Origin of the sequence: Ferrovibrio terrae (assembly GCF_943372915.1) — a bacterium.
Taxonomy (GTDB): Bacteria; Pseudomonadota; Alphaproteobacteria; order Ferrovibrionales; family Ferrovibrionaceae; genus Ferrovibrio; species Ferrovibrio terrae_A.
The window spans coordinates 14,243-38,216 of record NZ_CALSAN010000035.1 but is presented as its reverse complement, the minus strand read 5'-3'; the positions used below and the strand labels follow the sequence as shown (position 1 = coordinate 38,216).

Annotated in this window: 19 protein-coding genes and 1 pseudogene; 10 read left to right on the top strand and 10 right to left on the bottom strand. The window is 59.9% G+C overall.

Annotation, left to right across the window (positions count from 1 at the left end; genetic code table 11):
* On the bottom strand, positions 1–105 hold a 105-nt coding region (locus AAG821_RS18900), incomplete at its 3' end, for a dihydroxy-acid dehydratase (protein WP_341916390.1).
* Positions 102–665: a GAF domain-containing protein gene (locus tag AAG821_RS18895; protein ID WP_341916388.1), complete on the bottom strand. Its 564-nt coding sequence runs from the start codon at positions 663–665 to the stop codon at positions 102–104. The genes AAG821_RS18900 and AAG821_RS18895, both read right to left, overlap by 4 nt.
* Positions 666–1,371: 706 nt before the next feature.
* Between AAG821_RS18895 and AAG821_RS18890 the strand changes: the two genes are divergently transcribed.
* Positions 1,372–2,013 (top strand): LuxR C-terminal-related transcriptional regulator, encoded by a 642-nt coding sequence (locus tag AAG821_RS18890; protein WP_341912130.1) that lies wholly within the window; start codon positions 1,372–1,374, stop codon positions 2,011–2,013.
* Between the two features lie 27 nt (positions 2,014–2,040).
* Here the strand turns inward: AAG821_RS18890 and AAG821_RS18885 are convergent, their stop codons facing one another.
* The 6 genes from AAG821_RS18885 to AAG821_RS18860 form a co-directional block, all read right to left on the bottom strand.
* Positions 2,041–2,820, bottom strand: a complete 780-nt coding sequence (locus AAG821_RS18885; RefSeq protein ID WP_341912128.1) for a response regulator transcription factor — start codon at positions 2,818–2,820, stop codon at positions 2,041–2,043.
* A gap of 375 nt (positions 2,821–3,195) precedes the next feature.
* Complete coding sequence (locus AAG821_RS18880; RefSeq protein ID WP_341912126.1) at positions 3,196–3,612, bottom strand: hypothetical protein; 417 nt, start codon at positions 3,610–3,612, stop codon at positions 3,196–3,198.
* Positions 3,612–4,547, bottom strand: a complete 936-nt coding sequence (locus tag AAG821_RS18875) for a tetratricopeptide repeat protein (RefSeq protein WP_341912124.1) — start codon at positions 4,545–4,547, stop codon at positions 3,612–3,614. The genes AAG821_RS18880 and AAG821_RS18875 overlap by 1 nt, the downstream gene beginning before the upstream one ends.
* A gap of 53 nt (positions 4,548–4,600) precedes the next feature.
* Positions 4,601–5,074, bottom strand: a complete 474-nt coding sequence (locus AAG821_RS18870; protein WP_341912123.1) for a hypothetical protein — start codon at positions 5,072–5,074, stop codon at positions 4,601–4,603.
* Positions 5,075–5,099: 25 nt separating this feature from the next.
* Entirely contained in the window at positions 5,100–6,095 is a 996-nt protein-coding gene (locus tag AAG821_RS18865) for a hypothetical protein (protein ID WP_341912121.1), read from the bottom strand.
* Positions 6,092–6,922 (bottom strand): CsgG/HfaB family protein, encoded by an 831-nt coding sequence (locus AAG821_RS18860; protein ID WP_341912118.1) that lies wholly within the window; start codon positions 6,920–6,922, stop codon positions 6,092–6,094. Before AAG821_RS18860 ends, AAG821_RS18865 begins: the two co-directional genes overlap by 4 nt.
* Positions 6,923–7,248: 326 nt before the next feature.
* Here AAG821_RS18860 and AAG821_RS18855 point away from each other — a divergent pair, with 326 nt between their 5' ends.
* On the top strand, positions 7,249–7,929 hold the full coding sequence (locus AAG821_RS18855; protein ID WP_341912116.1) for a LuxR C-terminal-related transcriptional regulator: 681 nt from the start codon (positions 7,249–7,251) through the stop codon (positions 7,927–7,929).
* 97 nt (positions 7,930–8,026) lie between these two features.
* Complete coding sequence (locus tag AAG821_RS18850) at positions 8,027–8,554, top strand: hypothetical protein (RefSeq protein ID WP_341912114.1); 528 nt, start codon at positions 8,027–8,029, stop codon at positions 8,552–8,554.
* 6 nt (positions 8,555–8,560) lie between these two features.
* Here AAG821_RS18850 and AAG821_RS18845 read toward each other — a convergent pair whose 3' ends face one another.
* A complete protein-coding gene (locus AAG821_RS18845) occupies positions 8,561–9,238 on the bottom strand; it encodes a response regulator transcription factor (protein WP_341912112.1) in 678 nt (225 codons plus the stop codon).
* 749 nt (positions 9,239–9,987) lie between these two features.
* Between AAG821_RS18845 and AAG821_RS18840 the strand changes: the two genes are divergently transcribed.
* From AAG821_RS18840 to AAG821_RS18830, 3 genes are all read left to right on the top strand, one after another.
* On the top strand, positions 9,988–10,113 hold the full coding sequence (locus AAG821_RS18840; RefSeq protein WP_341912110.1) for a hypothetical protein: 126 nt from the start codon (positions 9,988–9,990) through the stop codon (positions 10,111–10,113).
* Positions 10,114–10,248: 135 nt separating this feature from the next.
* Positions 10,249–10,554: a hypothetical protein gene (locus AAG821_RS18835; RefSeq protein ID WP_341912108.1), complete on the top strand. Its 306-nt coding sequence runs from the start codon at positions 10,249–10,251 to the stop codon at positions 10,552–10,554.
* A gap of 57 nt (positions 10,555–10,611) precedes the next feature.
* On the top strand, positions 10,612–19,143 hold the full coding sequence (locus AAG821_RS18830; RefSeq protein WP_341916386.1) for a glucoamylase family protein: 8,532 nt from the start codon (positions 10,612–10,614) through the stop codon (positions 19,141–19,143).
* Positions 19,144–19,489: 346 nt separating this feature from the next.
* On the opposite strand, the pseudogene AAG821_RS18825 reads toward AAG821_RS18830, so the two are convergent.
* Positions 19,490–19,693, bottom strand: a pseudogene (locus AAG821_RS18825) (transposase); the annotation flags it as partial.
* A gap of 590 nt (positions 19,694–20,283) precedes the next feature.
* Between AAG821_RS18825 and AAG821_RS18820 the strand changes: the two are divergent.
* Genes AAG821_RS18820 through AAG821_RS18805 form a run of 4 tightly spaced genes read left to right on the top strand, consistent with a single transcriptional unit; the run spans position 20,284 to position 23,957 of the window.
* Positions 20,284–21,075: an IclR family transcriptional regulator gene (locus AAG821_RS18820; RefSeq protein ID WP_341912104.1), complete on the top strand. Its 792-nt coding sequence runs from the start codon at positions 20,284–20,286 to the stop codon at positions 21,073–21,075.
* On the top strand, positions 21,065–22,312 hold the full coding sequence (locus AAG821_RS18815) for a Xaa-Pro peptidase family protein (RefSeq protein WP_341912102.1): 1,248 nt from the start codon (positions 21,065–21,067) through the stop codon (positions 22,310–22,312). Before AAG821_RS18820 ends, AAG821_RS18815 begins: the two co-directional genes overlap by 11 nt.
* A gap of 5 nt (positions 22,313–22,317) precedes the next feature.
* Positions 22,318–23,163 (top strand): ABC transporter permease, encoded by an 846-nt coding sequence (locus AAG821_RS18810; RefSeq protein WP_341912100.1) that lies wholly within the window; start codon positions 22,318–22,320, stop codon positions 23,161–23,163.
* Entirely contained in the window at positions 23,160–23,957 is a 798-nt protein-coding gene (locus tag AAG821_RS18805; protein ID WP_341912098.1) for an ABC transporter permease, read from the top strand. The genes AAG821_RS18810 and AAG821_RS18805 overlap by 4 nt, the downstream gene beginning before the upstream one ends.
* Positions 23,958–23,974: the final 17 nt, after the last annotated feature.

The following is a 23,974-nucleotide window of genomic DNA, read 5'->3' as shown; positions in this document are numbered from 1 at the left end:
CAGCAGGCCGGCGTCCAGCAACAGCTTCATGACCTGGGGGATTCCGCCCGCACGGTGGAGTTCAACAGTGACGTAGCGGCCGCTGGGTTTGAGATCGCAGATCACAGGCACCCGTTGGCGGATTGTTTCGAAATCACAAGCTCCAGATGATCCATCACCACGGATGCCAGGTTCACCAGACTGGCGATCTGCTTTGGGGTTGCGGTTCGGGGCTTATGGTCCATGACACAGAGTGTGCCGATATTGAAGCCATCCTGCGTGCGCAGCGGAATGCCCAGATAGAAGCGGATGCCAAGATCGCCGGTGACCAGTGGATTGGACTTGGCGCGCGAATCCTGCAAGGCATCTGGCAGCATGAGCGGGGTGCGATGCATGATCGCAGACGCACAAAGGCCTGGCGCGTGGCTGGTATGATGAAGATCCAGTCCATGGCGGGCCTTGAACCAGATGCGATTGCGGTCGACGACGCTGATGGCCGCGACGGGTGCGGCCAGAAGATCGGCGGCACTGGTCGCGATAAGATCGAGGATCGGATCCGGCAGCGTATCGAGCGTATCAAACCGCCGCACGGCGGCGAGCCGCCGTTCTTCCTCTTCCTCCGGATCGGGGAGAAGATAGTGTATCGAAGCCGTCCGACGGCTGTGCCTGTCCAGTCCCTCTGCCATGAGGCAGACTACGCCCATATCCCGCAATGATGGCCAACTATTAGGAGGTATCACCTCCGTATCGCAGGCATGCAGGGCAATATGGACCGATTACTGGCATAATCCTGCCGTGGCCGCCGTCTCATCAATAGAGGTATTGGCTGGCCGCTGACGAATTGGCGGCTGCGAGCGGCCGTAAGCCACGGCGCGCAGCCCTGCGTCTATCTTGCCATGCGGCGCGCGGGCAGCAGCATTGCCCCTTATATTCATGATGTGCGGCGCCTATATGAAGCATGCTCTCACGATAGTGGCGCATGCAGCCGGCAGCATATTCCGTCGTCTGCTATCCTCGCTGACTTCCACATTGCGAATTGACTGAGATCGCGGGTCGACGCTATCGCCCGGCCATGATCCTGATGACGCCCGCGCGTCAACGCCTACGGTCGTTTGCTACGCCAGATGTATTCCGTCTGGTCGATACCGCACAGAATCGATATCTGACCTCCTTCTCCCCCATGCTTGTGGGATGCAGCGCTCATTGACCGAGTACTGCACAAAAGAGGTAGTCCGAAAAACTATTTCATGCTGAAGCGCAAAGCCCGTGGCCTTGCGGCTTATTGGCATGGAGTCGACACGCCTAGAATGAACAATCGCCTTCAGTTTCGTGAATCTGAAGAGGCCGTAAAAGCCCGCGCGGAACTTTTTGGTGAAACTTACAGGGAATTGAATGTCCGCCCGTCAGCGTGTGCTGGTGGCTTCGCGAAACTTGGATTTCGCCGGGGCCTTGCATCGTGAAATCAGTCGTCTGCCTGAATGGTGGTTGATCGGTGTCGTGGATTCGCGGGTCGAAGATGTCTTCGAGCGCACCTGTACGATGGTTGATGTGCTGCTGATCGATGCTGAGGATTTGACCTGGCTCTGGAACAACCGAAATGACGCAACGCAGAAAATCCTGGAAAGCCTGCGCACTGTGGTGATTTTAAGCGATAAGCAGATTCTCGACGTGGTGCCGCGTCTGCCTGCGAACAGCGGTTTGCTGTTCAGGACAGCCAACGGAGAGGTGCCAGTGGATGTGCTTGAAATCGCACTCAAAGGCTATGTGGCGATTGGCCAGCCGCTAATTGATCGCCTGAAGCGGAATCAGTTTCGGCTCGATATTGTTGCGGGTTTTTCGGCGGAAGAGCGCCGCATCCTGGCTCATATCGGCAACGGCCTGTCGAATCGCGAGATCGCCCGCGCCACCGGATTGGTCGAGAATCGGGTCAAGACGCTGGTGCATCTGGTAACCCATAAACTGCGGATGGGGAACCGGACGGCTGTTGCCATGTTTGCCGCCTCCAACCAGCTGGCGGCTACAAATTCGGACTAGACTACCCCTAAAGTGCAGGAATCCAGCTCAGCCCGAAGTGATCCTGGCCAGGCGGCCTACCCGGCCACAGGACAGGGCGCGGGCCTGCTTCAGCACCGGGGCCGGCTCGCTGGGCATGCTCAGGATATTTGCCGGTGGCATGGGAGGAGAACGGCCCGCGCTCGCATTCATTTCGGCGATGACGCCATTCTGCAGGGCCCAGATGGCGGCCTGGGTTCTGTTGGCCACATGGATTTTCTTCAGGACACCCTTCAGATGAACCTTCACGGTGCCTTCGGTGATCTGCAGGTGGCTGGCGATCACCTTGTTGGACTGTCCGTTCACCAGGCAGGCCAGAATCTCATTTTCGCGCTCGGACAGCGGGCGGTTCCGGTCTGATGCCCCGCCGGCCTGAACCGTATGCCTTGTGTTGATCAGAAGATGCGCAAGGGTAGTGGGAAACACTTTTTCGCCCATCAGGACTAGGTTCAGCGATTGCTTCAGGGCCTCTGCCGACATGTCTTTCAAAAGATAACCATCCACGCCGGCGCTCAGGGCACTCGCCAGGCGCGGGATACCCACGGTGTCGGTGAGCACCACCACGCGCGCCGGAACCGGCAGCGCCCTGACACTCAGCATCAGCTCAAGCAGGATATCGCCATAACCGGCAGTATCAATGATAACGACGTCGGGCTGTTGCACGGCGATCTGGGTATTGCCTTCAGGGAAGGACGATATGCCGAGTGCGACGCTGTATTGCGATCCATCCAGGATTCGCCTCAGGCCTTCACGGAAAAGCTGGTTCCGATCGATATGCACGATCTTCATGCGTCCCCCAGGGATGTAAACCAAAAATGCAGTATTGCGACTTGCGCCAAATGAGTGCGATGGACACTAACGGGCGGCGCCGAGCGCGCATAAGAAGCGTTTGGAGCCAAGGATGAACATTCGGAAGAGATATTCATCCCGCTTTTAAAGCGGAGTACCTCCTTTGAGCAGCATGTAGGATGAACGACGTGTCCGATTTAAGGCACTCGCAGTGCCACCCATACGCAGCGCCTCGATACGAACGCGCGTTGGGTATGCTCGTCCGCATGCGGTGTTGGCCAGCGATCAATACATAAGCCCTGTAGCTGGCATGGCTATTCGCCAAGCGGCGCAATGCCGGATGGGCTGGTGCATCACTTGCGATGATCAGCTTTCTTATCTGTCGTCGGCCCAGCGCCAGTCAGACACGGCCGGCCTGGTTAATTCTGCCAGCGTCGCATCGGGATCACCGGCGCAGAGCCGCAAGCGGATCGGCTGTTCACTGCCGGGCAGACAGGTTGGCCGCACTATGCATCCGGTTTCCGGCGCAGGTTCGGCGGGCGGCAGCTTCGCAACGCAGCTTGGCCGTATCTGCTGGTCGGCGCCGGCCAGAGCATCGCTGAAGCGAGGATCGGTTGGCCGGTGGTTCTGCGTGGCAGAGGGTGCGCCGGCGAATGGCCCGGCGAGATTTGATTTCCCTTCCGGCCCGCCCAGAACCGCCCCCAGCAGCGGCAGCAGCGGAGAGCAGCCAGCCATAAGCCCCAGGGCGGCGACCAAAACGAAAACCCTTGTGACCGGGCCGCGCCGCGTCATCAGAGCACCCGCAGCGGTGTCCAGGCTGCCAGCTTGTGATGCTGCAGCCATTGCAGCGCGGCTTCGGTTGCTAGGGCCACATCATCGGCGCAGAGCTGCGGAGCCAGCGTGTCGATCGCCGTACCTGCTGCATGCTTGAGGCTTGCATCCTGGCCGGTTGCCAGCACCAGCAGCCATTTCAGCGCGGTGACCGGTTCGTAAAACGGGCCGGATGGTCGTAGCAGCATCTGGGCAAGGCTGTGCTGCGCCTTGGCTTTGCCGCCATCCGCGGCCATGCCATACCATTTGCGGGCCGCATCAAGATCCTGTGGAACCCGGATTCCGGTGTGATAGAGCCAGCCGAGATAATGCTGCGCCTCCACCACGCCGTTTACGGCCGCGTCGGTCAACAGCTGAATGCCACGTGCATGGTCTTCTGGTGTACCGCTGTCATGGATATAGAGAACACCAAGATTGGCCATGGCATCGTGCTGCCCTTGAGCGATGGCGGCTTTGAGAAGGTGAATGGCGCCATCGGTATCACGTGCGATCCCGGTGCCGGCCAGCATGAGCTGTGCCAGTGCATTCTGCGACCGGGCATGGCCCGAACGCACGGCATTCTGAAACAGATGCACGGCCTTCTCGGGATTGTGGGGCATCAAGACGCCATGCTGATGCAGCGTGCCCAGCACAAAGCACGCGCCGGCATGGTTCTGCATGGCGGAGGCAGCAAGCAGAGCATGGGCCTTACGGCGGCCGGCGGCACCAAGCTTGCCAACCAGGCCAAGCACGCCGAGCGTATACTGGGCTTCGGCATCGCCACGGTTTGCGCCCCAGGCCAGGGTCGCGACCCGCGCCGCAGACGGAGAGCGGTTGTGTTGCCGGTTGGCAGCCGGCAAGGGCTTGGCATTGGGATCGATGCCAAGCCGCCGGCGTGAAATCGCATACAGCGTCATGGCTTGCATCCATGGCCCGTTCATAGCCGCTCTCCTGCCATCATCCTGCCGGGTTACGGCTGCGGGTTGTTGACGGTCTTGTTGATGAGCACAGAATTGTCGACCTTGACCTTGGTGCTGGCCGACGCATCCTGGCTGCCCGTGCTGGTTTGGTCGGTCGCCAGCGTCGCGGTCGCGCTTGAGCCACCTGAAATGGTCTGGTTGACCTGGTTCATGTTGGCGATGGCAGTCGAACTGGAATTGTACTGTGTGACATATTGATTCAATGCACCCATGCCGGCGGCGGTGCTGGCAGCGCTGCTGCTGCTTTGCAAGCGCTCCTGGAAATCGAATTGCGCCGACATGCTGGGGGTGCGGGCGGGGAAATTGTACCCATCGCGTCCCATCTGCTGGGCAGCGGCGGGCTGGGCTGCGGATGCCAGTGCGATCAGCACGGCGAGGGATGAGAGTTTTGACCAGAACATGACAGCCTCCATGGCTTGAAAGTGCAAAGAGATCGGAAGCGGGAGAGAGCGCAGGGGGGCCACACTCTCTCCCGTCCCCGCCAGTAGGTTACGGAGCCGCAACCACCGGGGTCTTCACCGTGATGGACGCATTGTTGCCCACCGCGGTGGCAACCGAGTTCACGACCGGGCGAGCCAGGCTGCCCAGGCCGGTGTAGTTGCTGATGGTGACGTCATTCACCTTCGACTTCGCTGTCACGTCAGCAAAGGCGAACTGAGTCACGTCGCCGATCAGCAGAGCATTGCCAGCCGAAACCGGTGCAACCGAGACGCTCAGGTTGTTGCCCACTGCCGTGGCCGAGCTGTCGACGGTGGCGTTGAGAATGTCGCTCACCGTTGACTTGGCCTTGACTTCGGACTTCACCAGATCGCCGTTCAGTGCCATCGATGCCAGGGCGGCCGCGATGGTCAGGCTGGAATTGCCGGTGCCGTAATAGGCCGGATCCGACCCTTCGCCGCTGCCTTCACCAACCAGGAACTGCCCGGAATGGAGTTGCAGGGCGACATCCGTGGTGATGTTCAGATTGTTGCTCACCGCGGTCGCGGCGCTGACAATCGAGGGCAGCTGGGTCACGGCGTCCAGGCTGGCAGTCGCCGGAACCGTCACTTCGCCGAGATCGACGGTTGCGGTCACGGTGCCGTTGATATTCGGCATCTGATCGACTTCGTCGACATTGCCCGCGCTCACATTCGGGCTGTTGTAAGGATCGCCCGGGATCATGGCGCCGCCGATACCGTAATGGAACTGGATATCGGTGCTGCCCAGATCAACGGTGCCAGTGCCGGCAGGCTGGTTGTTGTAGATGTTCTGGACCTTCGAAGTGGCCGTCACATCGCCAATATGGCCCTGCAGGTTTTCCACCATCGTCATGCCAGTCGGGTCAATATTGATGTTGATATTGACATTCTTGGTGATGGTCTCGGTGATCGCGGCATCCCACGTCCAGTTGACTTCGTCAAAGGCATGGGCAGGAGTGGCGATGGTGAGGCCGAGGGCTGCCACCGACACACTGGCCAGCAGGCCAGCTTTCAGGATCGTTTTCATTTGTTAGCTCCTTTGGGTTTCGTAAGGGACTCTTCTGCGTAGGTGGTCCGTTCGAGCTGGCACTCGGCCGAGGTCGGCAGACCCAAATAATCCGTCATGATCTGGTACACGGCCATTTCGACGACGGACCTCACACCGAGCTGAAGCGGTTCGTTCTGAATACGTCCCGCGTCGAACTCGACGAGCCTTGAGCCGAAGAAGCGAAAGACGTTTGCTTCGACTTCATAACCAAAAATCTGTTTCTGCAGCGAGCTGACATAGCGAACGTCAAAGCTCTGTGAGTTGACCACCCGGATATCCAGGCCGACATTGATCACCACAGTGCGGGCGCCGGCGCCGATACCGCTGATCGAAAGGCGCGCGCCCTCGCTGACGATGTTGTAGTTCAGCTCGGTCAGCGCTCCCATGACGACAAAGTTGCTCGCCCGGATCGGTGCGGTTGTCTGGGGCGGCGCGATGGCAAGCTTCTGTTCGACCATGCGGGCTTCGGCCAGCGGGATGCGCAGATCGAAGCGCTCGACCAGATGCACACGGCGCGTCTTGTAGAACGCGCTCATCATCATCTCGGTGATGCCCTGCGACAGCACGGCGCCATTGTTGGAGCGGTCGACCTGGCCGGTCTTATCGGCAACCTCGCCCACCGTGAAGATCGGCAGGTTGTTGCCTGGAATTTTGGCAAGCGCCGACAGGCACTGCGAATAGGGTGTATCGTTATTGGTGACGGGCAGTCCGTAAGTCGGGCGGGCTCCCTGGCTGGAATAGACGCTCTGGGCCGAGCAAGCGCTCAGCGACATAGCGGCTATTGCGATCAATGGTAAGGTGCGCACTGTATCTCTCCCGCCTGTTATGGCAGTTGGCACCTGACCGAATTTGCATCGTGGTCTGTGGCGCCAACTGCATGATCTCTCGCAAGTCACAATAGGGATTGCGTGCGGTGACTAAAGAAATCAGGCGGCCGGTTTTTGGCGCAACAGAGGTACACACTTCAGATCGACTCCATCGCAAGATGGAGAAGGGCTACCACCGATGTCTTATTGTTGTTGACGCGGCATCTGCATTAAGCGATTGGTTGTGGCATCGCACATATACTCTGTATCCCTGAGAGGCCAGAAAGGCCCGTGCAGAGAATTTGCCGATAACAGTGAGAAGCAGAATGTTTACCGGCCGGCGTGTGCTTGTCGCCTCAAGGAAGTCAGATCTCGCCTGGGCTCTGCATCATGAAGTGATGCGTCTGACGCAATGGGAGCTGATCGGCATCATAGATCCACGGGTCAGCGATGCTTTTGATCGCACCTGCGCCATGGCGGATGTGGTGCTGATCGAGGCCGATGACCTGATCTGGCTGTGGGATCATCGGCTGGATGCAACGCAAAAGACCCTGTCAACCGTGCGGGCCGTGGTCATACTGACTGATCAGCAGATGCTGGATGTAATCACCAGGGCGCAGCAGAGCTGCGGCCTGTTGCTGCGTGAAGAGTATGGCGACGTCCCGATCGATTTGCTGGAACTGGCGATCAAAGGTTACATGTCGGTGTCCAGCCCGCTGATGCATCGCCTGATGACCAACCGGCTTCGTCTTGACATCGTCGGCACGTTCTCGCCGGAGGAATTGAGCGTTCTGGCCTATATCGGTGCCGCGATGCCAAATCGTGAGATTGCGCAGACAAGCTGCCTGGCCGAAAGCCGGGTGAAGACACTGGTGCATCTGGTGACGCATAAACTGCGCATGCATAACCGCACCGCCGTGGCCGTGTTTGCTGCGGCGAACGGGCTGACGCCTATCACGTCCGGTATGCCAGCAACCCCAATTCCCATCGTCCCCGGCTGCGCATAGGGGGTAGTTCTGACGCATATGGGGTAGGCGATGAAACATCGCTTCCGGGGAGGAGGGAAAGCACTACAGTGATATTTTCCTCTATGGGAGGCACAGCATGACTCCAGTTTCCAGCCACATCCGTGTGCTTGGCGCGGTTCTATTCGGCACCGCAGTTCTTGTCTGCGCCGGCGGCCAAGTCGCACAGGCCCAGGCCGGCAATCTGCCTTATCAATCCGGCAATGCCGGCATCAGCGCCGGCGCACGGCAGGCGATTCTGAATGCACGCCTGCTGGGCAGTACACCGCGCAACCTGGTCCGTGGTCCCGATGGCAGTCTGCTTGATGTCTCGCGGCGCGGCAGCCAGGCCTTTCTGCGTTCGCCCGAAACCGGCGCGATCCTGCGGGGCGGCAGCCCCAGTCGCGGCTGGTCGACCGGCCTGGGCACCGGCCTGGGCTGGGGTGGCCTGGGCAGCGCATATAGCGGTGCGCTGAGTTATCGCTCTCGCGGTTCCAGCGCCGACAGCATGATGCAATGGATCTCCATGCTGGATATGGGCCAGGGGCGATATTATGGCAGCGGGTTGCCGGCTGGTGAGTCTGGCAGTCCGATCGATCAGTGGACCGGGCAGAACGACCTGGGCTGAACGGTCTCAGGTATGAGCGACCTCCGGGGCGGCTGTAACATCGGCGACAATGCCGTGCTGCAGTGCCCAGATGGCTGCCTGGGTACGGTTCTGCGCGTGGATCTTTTTCAGCACGCCCTTCAGATGCACCTTCACAGTACCCTCGGTGATCTGCAGGCGATTGGCGATCGCCTTGTTGGAGTGGCCGTTGACCAGGCAGGCAAGGATTTCGGTTTCTCGTTCCGAGAGCGTGCTGTTGCGTTCCGTCTGGCCCCCATTCTGGGTGACAAAGCGATTGTTGATAAGCAGATCGGCGAGATCGGTAGGAAAAACTTTCTCGCCCATCATCACCAGTCGGAGTGACTGCTTGAGGGCTTCGGCCGACATGTCTTTCAGCAGATAACCATCCACACCGGCGCCCAGCGCAGAGGCAAGCCGTGGAATGGCGACGGCATTGGTCAGAACGACCACGCGGGGCGGCACGGCCACGGAGCGCGCGCAGAGCATCAGTTCTGGCAGTACCTCGCCATAACCATCGGTATCGATGATAACGATGCCAGGCTTCTGGGCTACAATCTGGCTGGCCCCTTCGGAGAAGGACGATGCCTCAAAGGAGACATAGAACGGCGAGTCATCCAGGATGCGCCGGAGGCCTTCCCGAAACAGCTGATTGCGGTCGATATGCAATACTGGAGTTCCGTCCATGCGCCTCCCCCTTTAGGGTGTGAACTTTAGTCAGTCGATGTGCGAAATTGCACCGGTTGTGGTGCAAATGAGGCTAGCGAAATCCCGGCTGCGGTCCTAATGGGCGTTCGGGGATGCCAGGGCACATTCGGGAGAGCCTCGACCCTGACGCCCCTGAATGAGGTACCCCATCGGATCGCCGATACGGACATGCGGCGATACCCCGAATGCATGCCAGGCAAGATAAACGGATTAGAATCGGCATTCGTCTCTGCGTTCGGAAGCTGCCGATGGAAATTATTTGAGTATACTAGCTCACAAATCCATTGGCCGGCACCTGTTATCTTGCAATCTGAGGTAATACTGCCCTTTCGTGCAGTTTGCGAAAATGCATAAAAGGATAAGCAGAATCATAATCAGACTCGGTTAAACAACCGTGGCGTTTGCGCCGAGGCGCAACATTCAGCATCAGGGAGTGCGCATTGGCATACCCGAATGATGGCTTGAATACCTGTGTGATCATCCCCATCTAGCTTATGTTGATGGATAGTCGGGCGACTCCGCCCTTCGCCGATCGACCTTACGCCGCTCAGATCGGCGCCAAGCTGACATTCTCGTTCCAGACCACAAGACGGCAAGAGTGAGTGCTGACCGCCTCACGCTTTCCGACCGATGCCACGCCCGGGGAGTGTCTCCCCTTTCGGGATAGCGCTACATCCGGGCGACTTTCACTTCACTTAACCCGCAACAGCGGAGAACAGGAGGCTCGGATGGCCAAGGAACAGAAACGTGGAAATCGCGAGAGCAAGAAGCCGAAGAAGACGCAAGCCGTTGTGGCTCCCGTCGTTCTGAAGGGCTTGTCTGCGTCGTCAGCCTTTCAAAAGAAGAAAAGCTGAGCACAGGCAGACCACAGGATTGCGCCATCGAGAGCCGTTCGCGGTTTTCGATGGCGACATCTCAAGGCATCTCGCGATCAGTCTGCATGCCTGACGTGCAGCATACTTCAGGCCCTGATGAAAGGATCGCGAAACATGCAGTATCTCGGTGCATTGCGCGGTACCGGAACCCTGACCAGCGGGGGTGAGGCAATGGGCCGCGCCGACTATGACTTTGAGGGTTTTGTCCGGCCGGCTGGTGAAATTAACGGCAGCGGAGAAATCCGCATGCCGCCGGCGGCGCTGAAACAGGCCTTCGGCCACAAAACGGTTCAATTGCAAACCGACGCGGGCCAGATTTTCAGCTTGCGCTTCAGCGACCGGAAACTTTCGGCCGCAAGCGACGTTGCGCATGTCGACCTCATCGGAAATCTGCCAGCGATTGCGGGCTGGGGCAATTAAATCGAAGGCCGTGCACTGCCGTGCCTGCCGTAAGCCAATATGGCTGGAAAGGCATTTGTGATCTTCACTCTTCGCTCCATGCTCGGTCTGCCGCATTTGGCCTCGCCATGGCAGGATGGCGCTCCGGTACGGGAAGAGCTTTTCGGTATCGACAGACTGGAGGAGCACGCGGAAAGTCTGGCCGCGGCACAGCGGATAACATCAAAACCGCCGTCAGTTCTGTCCCTGCGGATCCGACTCAATCGCAATGCCGTCGTTCTGCTGGCAGCCTATCGGGCAAATGCCGCAGAACTGGAACGCGGTAATGCCGTCGCGCCGGCGGCAGAGTGGCTGCTCGATAACTATCATGTCGTGGAAGAACAGATTCGCGAAATCCGCGATGATCTGCCGCCTGGCTATTATCGTCAGCTGCCGAAGTTGGCGGAGGGGCCTTTCGCCGGTTACCCGCGCGTCTTCGGGCTTGCCTGGGCTTTCGTCGCTCATACGGACAGCCATTTCGATCCCGATACGCTTCGCCGTTTCATCGTTGCCTACCAGCGGGTTCAACCGCTGACGATTGGCGAATTATGGGCGGTCGCCATCACCTTGCGTATTGTCCTGGTCGAAAACCTGCGTCGGCTGGCCGACCAGATCACGGCGGGCCAATCGGCGCGTGCCGATGCCGATGCGCTGGCCGATCGGCTGCTTGCGCCGGATAGCAACAGCGCGGCACTCGATGCCGATATCGCCAAGCGATCCGCCAGCCCTTTATCAGAGCGTTTCGCCGCGCAGCTAGCCAAGCGGCTGCGTAACCAGGACCCCATAGCAATGCCGGCCCTGGGTTGGCTGGAACAGCGACTGGGGGTCCAGGGCGTATCTGTGGGGGATGTTGTCCGGCATGCTCAGCAACGGCAGGGCGCCTCCAATCTGACGATCCGCAACGTCATCACCAGCATGCGGCTGATATCGAATATCGATTGGGCGGAACTGGTCGAGAGCGTGAGTCTGGTCGATGACCGGCTGCGCAAGACGACTGCCTTTGCTGGAATGGACTTCACTACCCGCGATCTCTATCGGAAGGCGATCGAACAGCTGGCGCGCGGATCGTCCTGCTCCGAGCTGGACGTGGTTGACCATGCCCTGGTAGCTGCCCAACGTGCCGCGGTCGAGGCAGATGGTGCGGCCGAGATCGAACGGACGACCGATCCCGGCTACCATCTGATCGCCGAGGGTCGGCCAGCCCTGGAGCATACCATCGGATTCCGCCCGCCGGTGCGGATGTGGATCAACCGGTTCAGCACCCGCCTGGGCCTGCCAGGTTATATTGGCGCAATCCTATTGATTGCAGGTCTTCTGCTGGGCCTTGCTGTCGCAGCGATAGACATGCCGGGGCTGGCCATCGGCTGGCTGATCATGTTTGCCATGCTGGGTTTTCTGCCGGCGACCGAGGTGGCGGCAACACTGGTCAATCGTGCGATCACCTGGAGCTTCGGTGCCGTCATCCTGCCCGGTCTGGAGCTGAAGGCCGGTATCCCTGCATCGCTACGCACGCTGGTGGTCGTACCGACCTTGCTGACGCGGGAAGAAGATGTTCTGGAGCAGATCGAGCGGCTTGAGATCCATCACCTATCCGGCACTGGCGGCGACCTATCCTTTGCATTGCTTTCCGATGGCGTGGATGCCGATGAAGAGATGTTGGAAGGCGATGCCGCTCTTCTGGCCGTGGCGGTTGAAGCCATTGCGGCTCTGAACCGGAAATACGGTCCGGGCCCGTCCGGCAACCGCTTTCATTTCCTGCATCGCCGGCGGGTGTTCAATGCCGGCGAAAGCAAATGGATGGGATGGGAGCGCAAGCGCGGCAAGCTTGATGAACTCAACCACTTGCTGCGCGGGTCGACCGAGACAACCTTCATGACAGCGGCAGGCTGCGCGCCGCAACTGCCGGACAACATACGCTATGTCATCACCTTGGATGCTGATACACGGCTGCCCCGGAATGCGGCGATCCGGCTGATCGGCAAGATGGCGCATCCGCTCAACCGGCCGAGATTCGATGCAGCCAGGCAGCGTGTGGTCAGTGGATACGGTATCTTGCAGCCACGCGTCACGCCTTCGCTGCCGGTGGGCCGCGAAGGTTCGCTGTATCAGCGTGTGTTTTCCAGTCCGGGCGGGATCGACCCTTATGAGGCGGCCGTATCCGACGTCTATCAGGATCTCTTCGGCGAGGGATCTTATGCAGGCAAAGGCATTTACGATGTCGATGCCTTTCATGCTGCGCTTGCCGGTCGCGTGCCGGAAAACACAGTACTCAGCCATGACCTGTTCGAAGGTGTTTTCGCACGTGCCGGGCTTGCCTCCGATATCGAGGTCATCGAGGATTTTCCATCCCGTTACGATGTTATCGCCAGCCGGCAACATCGCTGGACACGGGGTGACTGGCAGCTGGCACCATGGATATTCGGGGTGCAGCCTGGCCATCTGGGTCTGACCGGCGTCGGACGCTGGAAGATGCTCGATAACCTGCGGCGGTCTTTGCTGGCACCGCTGACCGTACTGCTTGTCGGCTTGTGCTGGCTGTTGCCCAATCATGCGGGCCTCACCGGCCTCGGGCTTGTTCTGGCCAGCATGGGTGTGCCGGCCGTCCTGCCCATCATCTTTTCCCTGTTGCCGCATCGCTCGGGCATCCGCCTGCGCAATCATATCAGTGCATTGGCAAACGATCTGCGGGACGTCGCGCTGCGTATGCTTTTGTCCGTGGCCTTCCTGGCGGATCAGGCCTGGCGCATGCTGGATGCCGTCGGCAGAACACTGGCGCGATTGCTGGTGACGCGCCGCCACCTGCTGGAATGGATGACGGCAGCAGAGGCCGCAGGGCGCCCCCGACCGAACCTGCACGGTTTCTACCGGAAAATGCGGGGCGGCTTGTTGTTCTCTCTTGTCCTGGCAGGCGGTGTCCTGGCCCTGGCACCATCGTCCTGGCCTCTGGTTCTGCCGGTCATGTTGCTGTGGTTGGCTGCACCCGCGATTGCCTTATGGGTCAGCCGGTCGCCGACGGTCTTGCAGCACCTGACCGTCACCGATGCAGAAGCTCGTGATCTGCGGCTGATCGCACGGCGCACCTGGCGATACTTTGAAGTCTTTGTGTCGCCGACTGAAAACATGCTGCCGCCGGACAATGTCCAGGAAGATCCGAAACAGGCCATCGCGCACCGAACCTCGCCGACCAATATCGGCCTTTACCTGCTCTCGGCAGTTGCCGCCCGCGACTTTGGCTGGGCCGGCACGATCGAGACCGTGGAGCGACTGGAGGCTGCAATCTCGTCGCTGCACAAGCTGCAGCGCTTCAGAGGGCATTTCTTAAACTGGTACGATACCCAGGATCTGCGAGCACTCGATCCCGCCTATGTTTCGTCGGTCGATAGCGGCAACCTTGCCGGCCATCTGATTGTGCTGGCGAATGCCTGCGAAGAATGGATCGGTGGCGGCCCCGCCATACAGGCGCGCTCTGGCATGGCTGACGCCATGCTGATGGCCCGCGCCGCCTTTGCCGCACTGCCATCCGGGCGCGGCGAGAAGGGCCGGCAGTTTACCGGGATACTGGACGAGATCGACAGTCAGCTGAAAGGCGGTCTGACGACCAGTGCGCTATACCCGGCCCTGAAGCGGCTGGTCGAGCGGGCGGCAAGATCTGCACAGAGCATTGTCTCGGCAGCCAGCGATGCAGATTCGCAGGATCTGGCGCTCTGGATCGACATCTTGCGCACGACGATTGCCGAGCATGACCGCGACAGACTGCAGTTCACGGACGCGGCACAGGATCTGAATGAGCGGCTGGCGGTTATTGCGGCGACGGCACGCGAGATGGCTCTTGCGATGGATTTCGCCTTCCTGCTCGACCCAGAGCGCAAACTGCTTTCGATCGGCTACTCGGTTGCCACCAATACCCTCGATCCGAGTTGCTATGACCTGCTCGCCTCCGAAGCGCGTCTGGCCAGTCTGTTTGCCATTGCCAAGGGCGATGTCGAAACCCAGCACTGGTTCCGACTGGGGCGAGCGTCGACGCCCATCGGCGGCGGCGCCGCATTGATCTCATGGTCCGGGTCGATGTTCGAGTATCTGATGCCGTCTCTGGTGATGCGCGCACCGGCCGGCAGCCTGCTGGAAAGAACCAACACGCTTGTGGTGAAGCGGCAGCAGCTCTACGGCCATGCACTGGATATTCCCTGGGGTGTTTCGGAATCGGCTTACAATGCGCGCGATATGGAATTCACCTATCAGTATTCCAATTTTGGCGTTCCCGGGCTCGGCCTGAAGCGCGGACTCGCCGAGAATGTGGTGATCGCGCCGTATGCCACGGGATTGGCGGCCATGGTCGATCCGCGGCATGCGCTTTCCAATTACGCCAGGCTGGCGGCCATAGGCGCCTGCGGGCGTTACGGGTTCTATGAATCCCTCGATTTCACGCGCACACGGCTGCCTGAAAACAAGGATGTCGCAATTGTGCGCAGCTTTATGGCGCATCACCAGGGCATGACTATTGTTGCTATTGCCAATGTTCTGGATGACGCAAGAATGCGAACGCGCTTCCATCGTGAACCGATGATCCAGGCCAGCGAACTTCTGCTGCAGGAGCGCATGCCGCGCGGCATTGCTGTCGCGCATCCGCGCGCCGAAGAGGTCAGAGTATCAGCAACCGAAGTCAAAGCTGAAGTCGCGACGGTCCGGCGAATTGTCGTGTCGGCTGGCGACCCGCCCGAAACTCATATGCTGTCGAATGGACGTTACGCCGTCATGCTGACGGCCACTGGCGGCGGCTACAGTCGTTGGCGGGATATGGCCGTGACCCGATGGCGCGAGGACGTGACGCGCGATGACTGGGGATCGTTCGTTTTTGTTCGTGATGTGCAAAGCGGCCAACTCTGGTCGACCAGTGCCCGGCCTGCGGGCCATGACGGTGACGATAACACCGTGATCTATGGCGAGGATTATGCCGAATTCACCCATGTCGATGGTGCGTTGACCACCATCATGGATGTTCTGGTATCGGGTGAAGATGATGGGGAGGTTCGTCGGATCTCGCTTATCAATGGCGGGCGGCGCGTTCGCGAAGTCGATATCACCTCCTATGCCGAACTGGCGCTGACAGCTGCAGCGGCCGATACGGCTCATCCGGCTTTTTCCAAGATGTTTATCCAGACCGAATATCTCGCTGAGTTCGGTGCATTGATTGCCACCCGTCGTCCACGTTCGCAGGATGAGGCGCAGGTCTGGGCCGCACATTTCGCCGTTGTGGAAGGCGATGTTTCAGCAGACCCGCAATATGAATCCGACCGGGCACGGTTCATCGGCCGTGGACGGGAGATCGGGACGGCGTCTGTGCTAACGGACGGCGCAGTACTCTCGAACACCGTGGGTACGGTTCTGGATCCGGTATTCTCGCTGCGACATCGCGTGGTAATCCCGCAGGGCAAAGTCGTCCGGGTCGCGTTTTGGACTATGGTCGCATCGTCCCGGGCCGCACTGCTCGATCTGATCGACAGGCATCATGATCGCAATGCTTTCGATCGTGCGAAAACACTGGCCTGGACCCAGGCGCAGGTTCAGCTGCGCCATCTCGATATCCAGGCAGAAGAAGCGGCGGACTTCCAACGGCTGGCCGCGCCCATCCTGTATGCGGACGCGCGCTTCAAGGCGCCTGCGGATGCAATCGCGCGGGGTGCTGGGCCACAATCCGGCCTGTGGCCGCAGGGTATTTCCGGTGACCTGCCCATCATACTGCTGCGCATAGACGATATTGAGGATATTGCCCAAGTGCGGCAATTGCTGCGGGCGCAGGAATACTGGCGCATGAAACGGCTGAGTGTTGATCTGGTTATTGTCAACGAACGGGCCTCTTCCTATACGCAAGATCTGCAGGTTGCCATCGAGACTGCGGTGCGCAGCAGCCAGTCTCGCCCGCGCTTCGGCGGTGAACAGGCGCGTGGCTCTGTTCATACTTTGCGTGCCGATCTGATCAGTGGCGATGTTCGTGCCTTGCTGCAATCGATTGCGCGCGTTGCATTGATTGCGCGCCGCGGCCCGATTTCCGCCCAACTGGCCCGGGCGCCCGCGTCGCCACCCGCGTCGACCGCGGCACCTCCCATCCGGCGTGGCACGGTGAGCCCCGGGGGGGCAACGAAGGCAGAGGCGCCGGAGGCCCGGACACTTGAATTCTTCAACGGCCTCGGTGGTTTCGACAAGGATGGTCGCGAGTATGTGACCATTCTGAATGCGGGGCAGACAACACCGGCGCCCTGGATCAATGTGATCGCCAATCCTGGTTTCGGGTTTCAGGCCTCAGCAGAAGGCAGCGGCTATACCTGGGCCGGGAACAGCCGGGAGAACCAGTTGACGCCTTGGTCGAACGACCCGGTCCATGATCCTGCTGCAGAGGCGATCTATGTCAGGGATGAGGCTAGCGGCGAAATCTGGACAGCCACGGCGCAGCCGATCCGGGATGCGGGCCTTTACACAGCGCGTCATGGTTTCGGGTACAGCCGCTTCGAGCATGAGGTCGGGGGGCTTGCGCTCGAATTGCTGCAATATGTGCCGCTTGCCGATCCGGTCAAGATCTCGCGGCTGACACTGCGTAACCGATCGGGACGGGCGCGACGGCTGTCGATCACCGCCTATGCCGAATGGGTTCTGGGCACATCGCGTGGCGCATCGGGGCCCTTTGTCATCACCGAGATCGATGAACAGACGGGTGCCATGCTGGCCTGCAATCCCTGGAGTACCGGTTTTTCCGGCTGTGTTGCCTTTGCCGATCTGGGCGGACAGCAAACCAGCTGGACCGCAGACCGTACCGAGTTTCTCGGTCGCGGCGGCACGGTCTCGGCACCTGCCGGGCTGACCGGAACGGCGGCGCTGTCAGGCATCACCGGCGCAGGGCTCGATCCTTGTTCGGCCCTGCAGCATGTCATTGATCTGGCGGCAGATGCAGAGATCGAAATTGTCTGGCTGTTCGGGCAGTGCAGCTCGGCCGAAGAGGCCCGACGGTTGGTCCTGCAGTATCGTGGCGCTGATCTTGACGTCGTGCTCGACGCGGTTACAGAACACTGGCAGGCCGTGCTGGGGGCGGTGCAGGTCAGGACACCGGATCGCGCCATGGACATCATGCTGAACGGCTGGTTGCTCTATCAGACCATGGCCTGCCGCATCTGGGCGCGTTCCGCTTTCTACCAGGCCAGTGGCGCTTACGGTTTTCGCGATCAGCTGCAGGATGGGATGGCGCTGACATTTGCGGCGCCAGAGGAAACCCGGCGTCACCTGCTGCGGGCTGCAGCACGCCAGTTTGTCGAAGGCGATGTGCAACACTGGTGGTTGCCGCAGTCGGGTCAGGGTGTGCGCACGCATATCTCCGATGATCGTGTCTGGCTGGCCTATGCCGCAGCCGTATATGTGGCGAGCTCGGGCGACGCAGAAGTTCTTGACGAAGTCATACCGTTTATCGAAGGGCCGCAATTGGCCGCCGGCGAGCATGATGCCTTTTTCCAGCCGATGGTTGCCGATGAAGCGGCGTCGCTGTTCGAGCACTGCGCCCGCGGCATCGATCAGTGCATTGGCCTGACCGGTCGTCATGGTCTGCCATTGATCGGCACCGGTGACTGGAACGATGGCATGAATCGCGTCGGGCAGGATGGGCAGGGCGAAAGCGTCTGGCTCGCCTGGCTGCTGCTGCGGACCATTGCGCTGTTTGCACCGCTGGCTGTCGCGCGTGGCGATACCGGCCGGGCGGAGCGCTGGCAGACCCATGCGGAGACCCTGCGGGTCGCCCTGGAACGCGAGGCCTGGGATGGCGCGTGGTACCGGCGTGCCACCTTCGATGATGGCACCTGGCTCGGCTCGAAGGACAGTGACGAATGCCGGATCGATTCGATCGCCCAGTCCTGGTCGGTCTTGTCCGGCGCGGCTGATCCGGCGCGCGCCGCCCTGGCCATGGCCTCTCTGCGCCAGCATCTGATCCGTGATCGCGATGGCCTGGCGCTGCTGTTCTCGCCGCCCTTTGACAGCACGCGGCACGATCCCGGCTATATCAAGGGTTATCCGCCGGGCTTGCGTGAAAATGGCGGCCAGTACAGCCACGCGGCCATGTGGGCGGTGCTGGCATTTGCAAGGCTGGGGCAGGGCCAGGCAGCGGCAGACCTGTTCGCGCTGCTCAATCCGATCAACCATGGCCGGACAGCTGAGGAGACGGAACGCTACAGGGTGGAGCCCTATGTGGTTGCGGCCGACGTTTATTCTGTCGCTCCGCATGTGGGGCGTGGCGGATGGACCTGGTACACGGGGGCTGCTGGCTGGATGTATCAGGCCGGGATAGGGGGCATCCTCGGCATTCGCCGTGAAGGCGCCATGCTGACCGTCGCGCCTTGTCTGCCGGAGGCTTGGCCCGGTTTCGAGGCCACCGTTGCGATCGGATCAGGCAGCTGTGATATCCGGGTTACCCGCTTGCCGCCAGACGGTAAAGGTAGCGCCCGCGCCACCCTCAATGGCGTGCGGATCGAGAGTACCGGTGTGGGCTTTCAGGTGCCATTGGATAACCGGAAACACGAACTGCTGATTTCGATTTAGGGCGCCCTTCTTCGAGCGGTGGGGCGCGGCTCTCTCCATGGCTATTCTTAGCATGCTTTAGCAGGGGTATGCCCCACATTGTCTCACGGGAATTCATCACACATAGTCTGAAAGCTACAGGTCACCCCCCTTCCGTTTACCAGCTTTATCTAATGGTGACTTGGAGGCTCTGATGGCCATGAAGGTAGAGGGGACCTGAGCCCTTAGTTTCCTTCAAGCTTTAGCTAGAATTCTTTCGTAATATGAGCCGATCTGGCTCGGTTGGACAACGGGGGGTGAGGAGTGGAGCCCACCAGTTGCTCCAGCGCTGACCCCGTTGCGCCCCGGAGGCCCTGCGTTTGGCCTAGGCCGCAGGCGACGGGTTGCTCAACGCGCTGTATGGCCTGACGGTGTTGTAATCCAGACGCCATTCGCTAAGAACCGCCTTCGTGCCCCCGAGCGATGTAAACAGCGTCTCGTTCAGCAACTCGTCGCGCAGGCGACCGTTGGAGCACTCGACAAAGCCGTTCTGCTGCAGCTTGCCCAGGGCGGTGTAATGTCATTCGCTCCGGCGCTTCTAGCGCCAGAGCAGGATCGTCATTTTAGTCGTGCCGTTGTCGCATGCGCGCAGCCGGCTCGCCCTCGCCTGCAAGGCGGGGCCGTCGGTAGCGCCTCGACGTCCGGCCGGGCTCGATCACACTGGTGCCGCCTAGATAAGCAGATGCGGCGACCCGGCATCAGGAATCACGTTGTGCTCTGAGAATCGACGGGCCGGTCATCGCCTCAAAGCGCAGCAAACGCATACTGAGCACACTGTAATGGCCTCGGGATGTCGGACCGCTTCGGTTCTGCGACGGTCGACAGCAGGCGAACTCGTCGCTTAAGCGAAATCTACGCAGGCTGTTCGCGCATAGATACCCAACATGATGAAAGTAACCCCGGATATCTGGGCGGTCTTCTCATATTTGAAAAAGTCAGTTGCGGGGCACGCCGTCTATGTTACCGTTAAGTATTGAGACAGCGTCTCACAATGCGAGACATAAATTACCACATGTGCGGAACGTCGGCAGATAATGTGGCTTGGGGGATGGGTGTAAGAATGCGCGTTGTTCGCCGATGAAGAAGCCGGCTAAGGAACGGTCGTACGCTGAAGTACAGTCCGTGGCGCGTGCCGCAGCCATTCTGATTGCCTTCACGAAGGCAGACAGTTGGGGGCCTACAGAACTGGCGCAACACACCAAATTGCACAAAAGCGTGGTGCATCGGTTGCTGCTGACGCTGGCCGGCAGTGGAATTCTTCTACGCGACATCGAAACCGGCCAATACAGCCTCGGCCCGGTGATGGCGCAGCTCAATCCGCGCGGCGGCATTCATGGCGCACTTAAACTATTGGCAAGGCCCTATCTGCAGAGGCTGGCGACAGCCAGTGGAGAAACCATCAGCCTGTGTGTGCTCGAGGATGGTCATGGCTTGTGCATAGACTATGTCGACAGCCCGCAATCGATGCGTTTCACGGTTTTTACAGGCGAGACATTTCCACTCAATGCCGGCTGTATCGGCAAGGTGATGCTGGCTTTCCAGCCCGAAGAATTCATCGAAGCCCTGATCGCAAAAAAAGCACTTAAACGCTACACGCCTAACACCATCGTCGACCCCAAGAAGCTGCGCGCCGAACTGGTGAAGATTCGACGCCTGGGATTCGGCTTCAGCGATTCGGAGATGACACCGGGGTCACGCTCGGTCGGGGCGCCGATATATGGGCTCGACGGCGCTGTAATTGCCAGCCTGGTGATATCGGCGCCCGCATTCCGCATGCCGGACGGCAAGCTGGATGGCTTCATCGCGATGGTACGCAATGAAGCAGCCAGCCTTTCTCAGGAACTTGGATACGTTCCAAAAGGCGCCGCACCAAAAACTAGAAAGAGTATCAAGGAGAAGTCGAATGCTGTTTAACCAAAAACGTGCTGACGAAATTCTCGCCAAGGCCGGAGTTGAAGCGATCGTGGCCACATCGCCTGAAAATGTGATGTATGCGACCGATTACGATTGCGTCACGCACTGGATCAACAAGGGCTTTCAGGTTTATTCGATCTATTCGCCAGCCCACAAGCCCAAGGCATCACTGATTGCGCCGAGCCTGGAGCTGGAGGCGATCGTAGATGGCAAGGTCTGGGTCGAAGACATCTACATCTTCAGTCCTTTCAAGCGCGGCCCGGCGCAGGCCAACGAGATGGACGAGGTGGGTAGGGCCGGCAAGGCGCTTCTGGAGCGGGCGCCGACGGTCAGTCGCGCGCTGGATGGTCTGATTGCAGCCATCGAATCGCGCGGCCTGCAGAACAGTCGCATTGCCATCGATGAGCTTGGCATGTCGCCGTTCATCTTCTGGGAGCTGAAGCAGCGCTTTCCCAATGCTGAGCTTATTCCCGGCAACCCGCTGTGGTGGGAAATCCGGATGATCAAGACGCCAGACGAGATCCACCGCCTCCGCATGGCATCGAAAGTCACCGAAGACGCCATCAACCACGCTTTCCGCATGCTCAAGCCGGGTGTGAAGGAAAGCGACATCATCCATGCCTATCACGTTCGTCTGGCCGAACTGAAGGGCAAGCCAACCTTCATGCTGTTCGGCAGCGGCAGCCGCAGCTCCTATCCGCATATGCTGGGCTCTGACAAGGTGATCGAGAAGGGCGATGTCGTTCGCTACGATATCGGCTGCACCTACGATTATTATCATTCGGATACAGCGCGCGCTGTGATCCTGGGTAAGGCGACCACGCAGCAGCAGGCGTTGTGGGATGCACTGGCGCAGGGCGTCGAGGATGCCACTGCCCTGATCAAGCCCGGTGCCGATGTCCGCGACATCTATCGGGCGGCTATGAAGCCGGGCAAGGACCTTGGCCTCGCTGATTTCGACCGCTTCCATTGCGGCCATGGCATTGGCATCGCCGTTTACGATCCGCCGGTGGTGACAATTGCGGATCCGACCAAGTCGGCCTTCCTGATGCCTTCGGTGGAAGGCGGGCTCAAGCCCGGCATGTCGCTGAATATCGAGGTCGGCTACTACATGCAGGGCGTGCAGGGCTTCCTCTGCGAAGATACCATGATCGTCACCGAGACCGGGTTCGAACGGTTGACGAACAACAGCAAATCCCTGGTCTATGACGAGTTCATGGCGAAGGTCGCGGCCTGATCGTCATGCGCGCAAAGATCACCACAATCCTGTCTTTCCTTGCCGTGCCAAAGCTGTGGCTCGTCGTTTTCTTCGTCCTCCCGATGATTGCGATGCTGCTTTACAGCTTTTGGCGTGTCGCGGATTACCAGATTGTGGCCGACTTCACCCTCCGCAATTACCAGAAGATCGGTGGCCCGCTTTACGTGGGCGTATTCCTGGCCACCATTAAGCTATCGATCTACGTCACCATCCTGTCGTTACTGATCGGCTATCCGGTCGCGTACTTCCTGGCTCGCAAGGTGCGGCGTTTCAAGATGACGCTGCTGCTGTTGGTGATCCTGCCGCTGTGGACCAGTTATCTGGTGCGCACCTATGCATGGATGCTGATCCTGGGCACGCAGGGTGTGATCAATCAGGCCCTGATGGGCATGGGGCTGATCTCGCAGCCGATCACCTGGCTGCTCTATTCTGATTTCGCCGTCACCATCGCGCTGGTCCATATCTACATGCCGTATCTGATCCTGCCGTTGTATGCAGTTCTGGAAAAGATCGATCCCAGCCTGCTGGAAGCAGCCTGGGATCTGGGTGGCGGCCGCGTCCGCACGTTCGTCTCAGTCATCCTGCCCTTAAGCCTGCCGGGCATTGCCAGCGGCTGCCTGTTCGTCTTCATCCCATCGATGGGCGCTTTCGTGACGCCGGAACTGCTTGGTGGCACCCGCAGTATCATGATCGGCAGCATCATCGCGCAGCAGTTCGGTGTCGCCTACGAATATCCCTTTGGCTCGGCCCTGGCGCTGGTGCTGATGGGGATCATCTTTGCCGTGGCCACTGTCACGCTGCGCTACGGCAAGCCCAAGGGGGCAGCATGATGCGCCGCGACTACGTCAAGCTCGGCTTAGGCATCTGGACCGCTGTTGTCCTGGTATTCCTGTTCTCGCCGCTGGTGATTGTGGCGCTGTTTTCCTTTAACGACTCGACAATCAGCCGGTTTCCGCTCAGCGGTTTTACCCTTGCCTGGTATCGCAAGCTTTTCAGCAATGCCGCCCTGCATGAGGCATTGTGGAACAGCCTGATCATCGCTTTTGCCACCGTGGTGGTCGCCAGCAGCCTGGGCATCCTGGCCGCAGTGGGTATCCATCGGTATGGCGGCAGGGCCGCGGGCAGCCTGCGTGCTTTTGCCCTCACGCCGATGATGGTGCCGCGACTGATCGTCGGCATTGCGTTGCTCACCTTCTACAACCTGCTGCAGGCCGACCTGTCCCTGCTGACAGTGATTGCCGGTCATATCGTCATGACCATGCCCTATGTGATCCTGATTGCATCCTCCCGCCTGGTGGGTTTCGACAAGGCCATGGAGGAGGCGGCCTGGGATCTGGGCGCCAGCACCTTCACTATCTTCCGTGAAATCACCATTCCATTTCTGAAGCCGGCCATCATCGCGGCCACCCTGATGTCGTTCACGCTGTCTTTCGATGAAGTAGTAGTCACCTTCTTTACAACCGGCAGGGACAACACGCTGCCGATGATCATCTGGTCGATGTTGCGCTTCGGCATCACGCCGGAGGTCAATGCCATCGCCACCATCACGGTTTTGGTCAGCGGCGCTTTTGCCGTCATTGCGGAATTATCCCTGCGGCAGGCGCAGGGCAGTCGGACATCATAAACCCAACAAGGAGGCTA

Excerpts from the sequence above, each read along its gene's own strand:
- AAG821_RS18845 (WP_341912112.1), bottom strand. The coding sequence starts at position 9,238 with ATGGACGGAACTCCAGTATTGCATATCGACCGCAATCAGCTGTTTCGG.
- AAG821_RS18805 (WP_341912098.1), top strand. The coding sequence starts at position 23,160 with ATGATGCGCCGCGACTACGTCAAGCTCGGCTTAGGCATCTGGACCGCT.
- AAG821_RS18885 (WP_341912128.1), bottom strand. The coding sequence starts at position 2,820 with ATGAAGATCGTGCATATCGATCGGAACCAGCTTTTCCGTGAAGGCCTG.
- AAG821_RS18895 (WP_341916388.1), bottom strand. The coding sequence starts at position 665 with ATGGCAGAGGGACTGGACAGGCACAGCCGTCGGACGGCTTCGATACAC.
- AAG821_RS18880 (WP_341912126.1), bottom strand. The coding sequence starts at position 3,612 with ATGACGCGGCGCGGCCCGGTCACAAGGGTTTTCGTTTTGGTCGCCGCC.
- AAG821_RS18875 (WP_341912124.1), bottom strand. The coding sequence starts at position 4,547 with ATGACGCTGTATGCGATTTCACGCCGGCGGCTTGGCATCGATCCCAAT.
- AAG821_RS18840 (WP_341912110.1), top strand. The coding sequence starts at position 9,988 with ATGGCCAAGGAACAGAAACGTGGAAATCGCGAGAGCAAGAAGCCGAAG.
- AAG821_RS18890 (WP_341912130.1), top strand. The coding sequence starts at position 1,372 with ATGTCCGCCCGTCAGCGTGTGCTGGTGGCTTCGCGAAACTTGGATTTC.
- AAG821_RS18810 (WP_341912100.1), top strand. The coding sequence starts at position 22,318 with ATGCGCGCAAAGATCACCACAATCCTGTCTTTCCTTGCCGTGCCAAAG.
- AAG821_RS18850 (WP_341912114.1), top strand. The coding sequence starts at position 8,027 with ATGACTCCAGTTTCCAGCCACATCCGTGTGCTTGGCGCGGTTCTATTC.
- AAG821_RS18815 (WP_341912102.1), top strand. The coding sequence starts at position 21,065 with ATGCTGTTTAACCAAAAACGTGCTGACGAAATTCTCGCCAAGGCCGGA.
- AAG821_RS18855 (WP_341912116.1), top strand. The coding sequence starts at position 7,249 with ATGTTTACCGGCCGGCGTGTGCTTGTCGCCTCAAGGAAGTCAGATCTC.
- AAG821_RS18835 (WP_341912108.1), top strand. The coding sequence starts at position 10,249 with ATGCAGTATCTCGGTGCATTGCGCGGTACCGGAACCCTGACCAGCGGG.
- AAG821_RS18865 (WP_341912121.1), bottom strand. The coding sequence starts at position 6,095 with ATGAAAACGATCCTGAAAGCTGGCCTGCTGGCCAGTGTGTCGGTGGCA.